At 47.1% G+C, this 9751-nt stretch carries 8 protein-coding genes and 1 pseudogene; all 9 read right to left on the bottom strand.

All coding sequences use genetic code 11. From position 1 onward, the window contains the following. Positions 1–288 (bottom strand): annotated as a pseudogene (locus BLU99_RS12110) (TonB-dependent receptor); the annotation flags it as partial. 3 nt (positions 289–291) lie between these two features. After that, complete coding sequence (locus BLU99_RS12105) at positions 292–939, bottom strand: DUF4974 domain-containing protein (RefSeq protein WP_091902467.1); 648 nt, start codon at positions 937–939, stop codon at positions 292–294. A 13-nt stretch (positions 940–952) separates the two neighbouring features. Further along, positions 953–1501 (bottom strand): RNA polymerase sigma factor, encoded by a 549-nt coding sequence (locus BLU99_RS12100; RefSeq protein ID WP_091902466.1) that lies wholly within the window; start codon positions 1499–1501, stop codon positions 953–955. A gap of 493 nt (positions 1502–1994) precedes the next feature. Continuing rightward, positions 1995–2210, bottom strand: coding sequence for a hypothetical protein (locus BLU99_RS12095; protein WP_091902464.1), 216 nt, complete (start codon positions 2208–2210; stop codon positions 1995–1997). A 76-nt stretch (positions 2211–2286) separates the two neighbouring features. Next, positions 2287–4800, bottom strand: a complete 2514-nt coding sequence (locus BLU99_RS12090; protein ID WP_091902462.1) for a peptidase associated/transthyretin-like domain-containing protein — start codon at positions 4798–4800, stop codon at positions 2287–2289. A 23-nt stretch (positions 4801–4823) separates the two neighbouring features. Next, positions 4824–5711, bottom strand: coding sequence for a GLPGLI family protein (locus BLU99_RS12085; RefSeq protein WP_143065721.1), 888 nt, complete (start codon positions 5709–5711; stop codon positions 4824–4826). A gap of 17 nt (positions 5712–5728) precedes the next feature. Next, positions 5729–6970, bottom strand: coding sequence for a M56 family metallopeptidase (locus tag BLU99_RS12080; RefSeq protein ID WP_091902458.1), 1242 nt, complete (start codon positions 6968–6970; stop codon positions 5729–5731). Further along, positions 6967–7359: a BlaI/MecI/CopY family transcriptional regulator gene (locus BLU99_RS12075; protein WP_091902456.1), complete on the bottom strand. Its 393-nt coding sequence runs from the start codon at positions 7357–7359 to the stop codon at positions 6967–6969. Before BLU99_RS12075 ends, BLU99_RS12080 begins: the two co-directional genes overlap by 4 nt. Before the next feature lie 260 nt (positions 7360–7619). Continuing rightward, positions 7620–9751 (bottom strand): outer membrane beta-barrel family protein (locus BLU99_RS12070; protein WP_144006155.1); only part of this gene is annotated, 2132 nt, incomplete at its 5' end.

Below are 9751 nucleotides of genomic sequence, written 5' to 3'. Positions count from 1 at the left end.
TTCCTGTTGGTTGGGATTTGTAATCCCTGGCTCAACACTCATGCGGATGGGGTAGAAGCCAATCATCTGACGGATGGCATCTGGAACGCTCTTACGATGTATCGAAGTAGTGATGCGGAAGTCCTCCAGTTCGTTGTAGAGAAAACTGATGGTGTATTCCTCGGTCTGCTCGTTCAGTTGGCGCAGAGCCTCACTGAGCGATATGTTATTGTATTCTTGCGTAATCTTCTGGGCCTGCACTCCTGTAAAGATGAGACAGCAGACAAGCATAAATGTGATTCTTTTCATGGCTTACTCTATTATTATCTTGTTATCCTTCAGTTCCACGGTGATGCTCTCGAAAAGGTTGAGTCGATGCAATACGGCTTCAAGTGTCTCTTCCTGTTTCCATACGAAATAGAAACGGAATTGGCGGGCATCGGTATTTTGGAATTCCACCTCTTTGTTGTAGTAGGCAGCAATCTGCGGCAACATCTTATCCAATGTAATATTGTCGAAAACAATAGGCTGTACATTGGATACAGTGTCCGTCTTGATGGTATCTGTTGGTAATGCTGGAGCAGGCTTGGCAGATGTGGTTTGTTCTGCCTGCGTAGTTTGTGGTTGGGGGTTGCTAGTCGTTCGCACAATGTGGATGGCTGCAAAGGTGATGCCTGAGGCAAGGAGCACACCGATGAAGGAGGCTGCGATCTTCATCCAGCCATATCTCTGCTGTTTAGGCTGAAGCTTCTGATTGAATCTCTGCCAGGCGACATCTACATCGACAGGCTTTTGGTTCTGGCGATGGCGGCTGCTACGCTTGGCTTCTACCATGAGGCGGTAGGTCTCGCGGGTGTCGTCGTCACGGTTGACGATGTCTTGGATTTCCTGATCGGTGTATGCATCGGGATTGTCGAGCATTTCCAGTAGCTGACGAATGTTTTCGTTGATCGTTTCCATTGTTATTGTTAGTTTAATGTTTCTCGAAGTGATGTCTGATACGCTGAATGGTCTGTATGAGATACTTGTAGGTGGTATTGGGATTCAAGCCAAGTCGACGGGCGATCTCGCTTACGGTCAAGTCTTCGTCGAAACGGAGGTGGAAGACGCTGCGATGAGGTTCCTCCACTTGCTCGTCCACGTAAGCAGCGATGTCGTCGATTCGTTCCAACCGTTTGTCAATAGGTTGAAGGTCGGTTTCATCTTCTATGGGCATCAATCCCTTTACTCTGTCGTGTATCCGCATCTGTCGGATTCTGTTCAGACAGGCATTGCGTGCGGCGGTCAGCAGATAACGGTCATTCTGGGGTGGAATGTCGCTGTCTGCTATTCGCAAGAAGATGTCCTGCACCACGTCCTCAGCTTCTTCGTCATTGCCCAGCAAGACTCTGGCCAGATGAATCATCTCGCTGTAGTTCTGGCGGAAAAGCTGTTCGATGAACTGCTTACGCTCAGTCAGTTCCAAGCGACTTTGCTTGGCACTCGCTGAATCGCAATTTTCAAGTATTCTCTGTTCAAACATATCAGTCTATTCATTTTTGTACCCCGCTTATTGGGGCACATCTATATGTAAGACACTTCAGATCCATCGTTTTTTTATGGAAACGCCATTTTTTTTATTTATCTGTCATTCTTTCTTATTTCGTTACAATATTCAGCGCAAAGATACGGAAAATCCAGCAGTCTTATCCACGTTTTGTTGAAAAACCGATATAAGAATGATTAGAAACGGGTGTTAAATGGGGCCAACTTCGGAGTGTGAGAAAAAGAAAAGTCCCGTAAATCATCGATTTACAGGACTCTTTCTAAGGCGCTTCAGGATGGGCTTGAACCAGCGACAGCCCATCAAGAAAGGAGAGATTTATAGTCGGTTCTTTTCGTCATTACCTGCACCAGTACCTTTGTACTTGCTTCGGGTGGCGTTAAAGTTATACGAGAGTGAGGGGCCGATGCTCTGTGTATAAGTGTAGGCATCCTTGTTCAGCGTGGTGATAGGATAGTAGCCCGTCCAGCGTTCACGGAGGTTGCGGAAGATGTCGTTGGCAAAGAGAGCGGCTGTCGGGCTTGCCGCCAGAGATGGTCGTGTACAGTTCTCGACTCATGTCATCGGCATACAAGGCGATGGCGACCTCTATGTCATCCTTCTGCCAGTCGAGCGTGGAGTGGGCATAGATGCGCTGCTTCTGGTGCAGGAAGCTGTAGGCGGTCTCGATGCTGTCTTTTGTAATCACGTACCTATATATTATCTTTGCAATTTCCATCGCAAAGATACGAAAAATATTCGAATGTTGTTACACTTTTAAACTCTTATGGTCGAAAATAGATGCTTAGTAAGAGTTCGCGACCGCGGATGGGCTGCGATTCTGAGATAGACATCATCTCGTTGTAAATGGTGTGAGAGTAATGGTTGACATTGAATATATTGTTGAGGGTTAAGGCCAGTTCAAGATTGGAACGGAACTTCAAGATGGCTTTTGAGTCCATCAGGAAATAGTCGGAATATTGGCGGGTGGCAATCTCATTATGATAGTATTCGCCTATCAGAGAGAAGGATAGTTTCCTGATGGGCGAATAATAGAGTGAGAAACTATGCTCAAAGTCGCGTAGGGTAGTTGCTCCACCATCGTCTACGCACAAATGGCTGGAACTGTATTCCAGTTCGTACTTCCAGTTGAGTTTGCGGAAGAGAGTACCGTTGACGATGGCATCAAGCGACAGGGAGTTGTTGCGATAGGCTGTCAGAGCATCGTCTGTCATCATCTCACGATCGAACTGCAACCAGCGGGCATAGAGTTTAAACATACCGCCAACGAGTGGAAACAAGGTTTCGATATTGCCATTGACGAGCCATGAGCGACTATGATTTGGACTGAGCATCAAGCCGTTGATGAGCCAGTTGCCATCAAACGATTGAATAGACACAAACGGGTTCTTGTTCCACATATGGCTGACAGTAAGGAAACCGAATATGCCATTAGTTGTGTTCTGATAGAAAGTCGATAGTGTCAGGCTCTTTCCCGTTGCCGTGCCGTATTCGGTGGTGCCACGTGTCATGGTGCGGTAGTTGGTCATCAATAGGCCATCATAACGACTGCTGATGTTATAAGGATTCTCGCTGATGTCGCCTGTGAGTGATAGTGACAAATGGGGAATGCCACGATAGGACACACCCAGACTGGTGCCATAGCTCACATCGTCGCGCTTGCTACCATCGAAATCGTAGTGATAGTAGTTTAACGGTAGTCGGAACGTAAAGTTGAAATCACGATGTGGATATCTCAGCGTAGGTGTGAGATAAGTTTGGTAACGATACGTGTGATAGTTGTTCAGACGACGATTGATGTAGTTCATACCGCCCTCCATCGCCACGACAAACATGCCCATACCTAAGTCGTAGTTCACATGCTGGTCGCTGTAGAATGAGCGACGGTTCAGCTCTTGGCGGTATGGCTGAACCCCACTCATGACAGAGGTGTATTGCGGTAGCCAGTCCATCTGATGGTGTGAGTTAAGAGTCAAGGCGTTCTTGCCTTTACGATGAATAAACTCAAGCGTATTGCTCAACTGATGGTGCGGCTGATAGAGGTGTTGTGAGGTATTATAAGTACCAGTTGTCTGTACATCGCCGTCATGCCAGTCTAACTCTGCCCGTAGTATGTTGTTCAGATAGTTGCTGTCGCGGTTTACCTCAGCAGTCAGTTTTACGGAAAGCTCTTGAAGACCGTTCTTGCTGTGCAGACGATCTTCTATCAGGCGACTCCCTTCGGCGAGGAAATATACCGAGTTCGTTTGGTGGTCGGCATGTTGGCGGTCTGAAAGGTATGATACCTGTGCATCGAGTGTCGCGTCTTGACCAATGCCGAAGATCCAATTGGTTGACAGCAGGTGCGACTTATTGAATAGAGTCCTGTTCTGCTTTAATTCCGACAGACGGTCTACTGGAAGAGACAGATAATCCGTCTCATGGAATTCTTGTCTTGGTGGTTCCAGAAATGAGGCATGCTCACGAATGTCGTTCAGAAGGTCCTCGCCCGTATTGTTAGTCTTATAGGTAGAGATCATTTGCCACTGTTTACTGAACATCATAGTAGTGAGGTTGCTATTCCACAGTGATGGTAAGCCGATGGCTGCCTGAATGGTGGTTATCAAGTGCGACTTCGAGCCGTCTTTCAGTCGCAGGTTGATGGCAGCCTGTTCCGACTCAGACAGGCTCTTCAAGGCTTTGATTGGCTGATGATTGGTCATCACCTCCACACTGCTCACATCCTGATGCTCTACGCCTTTCGTAGCCAAACCATATTTTCCTTGTAATAAGTCCTTACCCTCTATATAGAACTTGTTGATGGGCATGCCGTTATACGATATCTTACCATCGTTGGCCACCTGTATGCCTGGCATTTTCTTCAGTACATCGCCAATGGAACGGTCGCCGTCTTTGGCGAAGGTGGCCACATGATATATTAAGGTGTCGCCTCGTTGACGTATCTTCCGTGCTTTGACTTTCACTTCCTTCAGTTCGATGACCGATTGTTCCAATGCCACATCATATATTGTCCGACCTGCCGTTAGGTTGATGGTCTTCTTTTTATAGCCGATGATAGAGAAATGAAGATACTCCCCTGCAACAGTAAGAGTATATGTTCCATCTGTTTTGGTCTGGGTAAACCCTTTCATCTTGTTCTCCTGATCTCTTGCCGACACAATAACTTTGCCAAGCGGTTTCCCACTCTGGCTGTCAGTAACATATCCTGATATCTTCACCTGTGCAGAGACAATAAGGGCTAGACCTGTCATCAGACAGGTAAATAGTAACCTCTTCATATTCAGTTGGTTTTGTTGTTTTTTTACTTGTAGTCTAACTCTATTAAATCATAGGGATCTTCGTTTTCTGGAGGTTCTTTTCCAAGCATAATGGCATCTGAGTTAAGCTTCTTTATCATGTCAAGTCGACTTTTCCATTGACTGCGTAGCTCTGTCAGACGATCTGTAGGCTTATATCTTTGTCCATTAAAGGGTTGCGACAAGTAGATACGTTTGCCAACGGGTTTTTCTATGCCCTGCAGCAGCCAACCGTACTCGCCAGTTGAGTCCTCAACAGATACGATCAAGCCAGGTAAACCAAAGAACTTATAAGGACCATCACTTATGGGAATCTCTTCTGTGAACCATGCTGTGTAGTCGCGCCCTCGCCATCTGCATGTGGCTTTTTGACAGGCGTAACCTAAGATCGACATGGTGTCGGACTGTATCTCCCAGTCCTGTGGTATCATAGCTTCTGTGTATTTCGTTCGTCCATGCCAGCCGTTATGCACTAACATAGAATCCTGTACGGGATAGTTCTTATAGGTTTCTTCAAGATTTCCGCCAGGCATGATTTGCGTCATCTTTTCCAGACGACTTGTCTTGTTGCCGCCCTTAACTTTCATGGCTTCACGAATTCGACGTTGATATTCCTGCTTGGCTTGTGACGTTGTATGGAGAAGAGAGTCGCCCTCGAGTTCTTTCAGGCTATAGTACTTTGAGATGTTGCGCCCCACCTCTACACAAAACAGTTCGTGCTCCTTAAACTGATATGAACGGAGTGTAGGGTATGTGGTATGATCATACACACAGAAGATCTGCACGGTATCAATCACCTGCCAATGCCAGAAGGTTTCTTGTATCTGGGCTGAGGTGGGACTCGAGTGCCAGAGACATAGCCATAAGATCATGGTTAGGGGAGTTGGTCTCATTGTTACTCTTGGTTGGGTTATTCAAGTTTCATTGTTATCTTTTGGAAGGTCATGTCGCTTTTAACTGGTATAGAGACTGTTGCCATGCCAATGTTCATGAAGTCGACGGCGGAACCTTTCGGTACTTGGAGTTTGAATTTGCCATCGAAGTCGGTGATTGTCCCGGATGTGCCATCGTGTACCTTGACGATGGTTCCCGTAAGGGGATGGCCTTCCATGTCGATGACTGTACCAGAAATGGTGACAAGTACGATGTCGGACTGTTGTTCAGACCTCTGGACGTTCTGATTTCTGTTTGTCTTAGATACAGGGGACTTTGCCACCTCCTGGGGCACAGATGTCTGGATGGTATCGGCTGCAGGACTGGTGAGAGAGAGGTTTTCTACCTGATAGTCGATAATGGTCTTGGCATTCAGGGCCAGGGTGATGGCAACGATGGGTAGGAGATAGAGAACCTTGAGCAGGCGAGATGGCTTGGAACGATGACGAGCCATCATCTGAAAGCGGTTTTTCAGCGTTCGCTGACTGATGGCATTTGCCAATGTACACTCCAGTTTGGCGTTGGCTCTGTCCATCAGCAGGTTCAGGTAGTGATGGGCATCCACGCCGCCAGAGAGCACACTGGCATCTGCCTCGTATTCGTGAACAGCACGCAGCTCACGTCCTATCAGCCAGATGGCAGGGTTAAACCACTGTAAGGCTATAACCAACTCCATCAGCAGGAGATCGAAGGAGTGGTAACTATCGATATGTGCCCGCTCATGAACCAGCAAGGCCCTATCTTGCAGCTGATAGTCCCAACGGGAGAAGACAATCGTGTTCCACCAACTAAAGGGTGCTATATCCTGAGGACAAACAGCAATCGTGGTGCCATCAGCCTGAGGATGATGCTCACAATGACGAATCAGGCGGTGGAGTCGATAGATACTGAAGGCTGTATGCAGCATCTTTAATACCATCCCTGTGAGATAGACAGCGAACAGCCATAGAAGAGGATTATAAACTGCAGATAGAGAGGATGCGGAATGGGAATCAGCATGGAAGGTTGTACTATCAGACGGCATGGAGGCTGTTGTCACTGTCTTGTGTAGGGTCATCTCACACAGTGGAAGGATAAAGGCCATCAAGACAGACAGGAGCAGTATGGCACGATTGAAGCGATGGAAGGTCTCGCGTTCCATCAGCAGTCGATAGAATAGATAGAATACTGCGAGCAGTATTGCCACCTTACCTATATATAGAAGAAGTGGAGCCATCATTTCTTTTTCTCAATTTTGTGCATCAACTCTTTCAACTCGGCAACTTCTTCTTCATTGTAATGCTCTTTCTGGGCAAAGAAGCTGACAAGTGAAGAAAAAGAACCGCCAAAGAAGGTGTCCTTGACATCGCTGATATATGAATAGGTATAGTCGTCTTTGCTTACCAAAGGGGAAAACAGATTGGCCTTACCCTTCTTCTCTGGTTTGACAAACCCCTTCTCTGTCAGAATCTTCATGAAGGTGAGGATTGTCGTATAGGCGGGTTTGGGGTCAGGATAGCGCTCAATGATGTCTTGAATGAATCCTTGTTGCTCAGGCAGAGCCCATAAGATATTCATCACCTGCGTCTCTGCCTTAGTCAGTTGGCGTGCTGCTTTTTTCTCTTTCATACGGTGGTTGTCTTGTTCTTGGCTGCAAATATATACTAAAAGTTTAGTAGAACAAAATATTTCCAACTAAACTTTTAGTACTTAACGTTTTTTATGAGTTCCTGCTGACTCGATGTGACCTGGAAATGAGGCTTCAAAGTTTCCTCCGAGGAAAAGCAGAGTTTCCCCGGAGGAAAGTGGGACTTTCCTCGGAGGAAACTCTAAGTTTGCATAAAAGGGTGGAAAAACATCTGCTATCGTGAGGAGATCACGAGAGAGATTTATAGTCGGTTCTTTTCTTCGTTACCAGCACCTGTGCCTTTGTACTTGCTTCGAGTGGCGTTAAAGTTATACGAGAGTGAGAGGCCGATGCTCTGTGTATAAGTGTAGGCATCCTTGTTCAGCGTGGTGATAGGATAGTAGCCCGTCCAGCGTTCACGTAGATGGCGGAAGATATCGTTGGCAAAGATGGCAGCGGTGAGGTTGCCGTCAAGGAAGCTTTTCTGTACGCGGGCGTTGATGTTGAATTGATGGGAATTGTGTTTAAAGCCATCGTTAAAACTGGTTGAGCAGTGCATATAGAGCATGGCCTTCATGGTTTTGCCGATGGTGAACCAGTTGCGGAAATTGGCTTCAAGCTGAGGTTTGTCGAATTTCGTTGTTAGTCCATATGCCTGAGTATCGAAATTCTGCTGCCAGTAGCTCAGAGTCAGCGTTGGACTGTAGAACCCGAACTTAGGCGAGGCTGTCATCGATGCGTAGTAAGTTTCGAACTTGTCGAAGTTTCGAGCGGTCCAGGTCGTGATTTCTGTGCCTTCCTGAAACAGGTAGCCAAAACTCAGACGCACGTCTTTAACACGACAGTAGCCTGCCGAGAAGTTCAGCCATGAGTAGGTGGCGTTGAGGCTGAGGTACTGCCTAATGGATGGACGAAGCAGAGGATTTCCGCCCTCGTACTGATATCGATTGTCGTATTGTACATTTGAGTTCAGCTCCTGATAGTAAGGACGACTGATACGCTTGTTATAGCTCAGTTGAACACCCAATTTGTTCTTTTGCCATCCGACAGAAAGGTTCGGAAACAGATCGTGGTATTTGCGGCTTGGCTCTGTCTGGTACAGGCCGAATGAATAATAGTCGGACGTAACTGTCTCGTAACGAAGTCCGCCGTTGAGACTCCAATGCCCCAAGTTTATCATGTATTCGGCAAATCCTGCGACATTGCTTTCCTTGATCTCATCATTTGACGGTACCACCACTTGCTCTACATTGCTATAGACGCCATGGCTATTGGAGCGCGAAATCTCCGTGCCAGCACTCAGCTCGCCCTTCCATATCGGATAGGTCAGCACCAGTTTACCAGCCAACATGCGAGTGCGGTTCACATTGTGGGTGGTCACAGTAAGATCTGACAGTTGTGGGCTGCGCTCTGTTGAAACCCCATCGCGAGTAGATTTCTTCCATATCCATGAACCATTGAAGTCGATGCCGAGTTTACCTGTCTTGCCGACATAGTAGATATTGGCTTCGTGTTGCGGAGTGTCGCTTTCTTTGTGTTCCATGAATTGGTCGATCGTTCCTTCAAGGGCTTCGTTTCGCATGATGGTCTGCTGTGTATGTGTCGTTCCACTCCCATAGAGATTTCCGCTTAAATTGTAAGAGAAGCCGATGGAGTTGTTGTCGTTAAAATCGTAGTTGGCTCCTATTTGCCCTCCCATTATGGTATACCAGAAGCTGGTGGGACCAGTCTGCGTGATACTGACGTGATTGCCATTGGCATGAGTGTCAATAGAATTGGCGTTGTTCTCAGAGTAGTTGCCATGGTTGATCATCGCATTTCCGAACACCTCCAATCCGTTCGAACGATACTTTACTGTGGCATCGTCATAAGTTGTCCATCGCTCATTATATTTCACTTGGCCGTAAGTCTCTACACTTACACCATCACCCTTCCTACGAACAGTCTTGATACGGATAACTGCGCTGACCTCTGCATTGTACTTAGCACCAGGCGAAGTGATGATGTCTACGCTCTTGATGTCAGTAGACTTCAACTGTTTCAGTTCCCGTGTGTTCTGCACTTTCTTGTTGTTGATGTAGATTTCGGGTGTACCCTTAGCGAAGACGGTGAAGTTGCCGTCCTCTCCCTGCACTTGTGGCAGCATGGAGAGTAAATCGTCTGCCGTGCCGACATCTTTCAGCAGCGAGTTCTGTATGTCGACAGTCATACCGCCTGTCGTCGTTTTATATTGCGGTATCTCGCCTTTCACAACGACTCCTTTCAACATCATCGTCTCGGGCTGCATTCGTATAGTGCCGAGGTTGGTGCTGTTGCATCGCTTGTAAATGGTCTTGTAGCCAACATAGGAAATACGAGCGAGGACGGGCTGCGTGCCGTTGCCTTCCTGTGGCC

The sequence above is a fragment of the Prevotella sp. lc2012 genome, from assembly GCF_900107065.1.
Lineage (GTDB): Bacteria > Bacteroidota > Bacteroidia > Bacteroidales > Bacteroidaceae > Prevotella.
The sequence above is the reverse complement of the archived record's forward strand: the minus strand, read 5'-3'. Positions and strand labels throughout refer to the sequence as shown.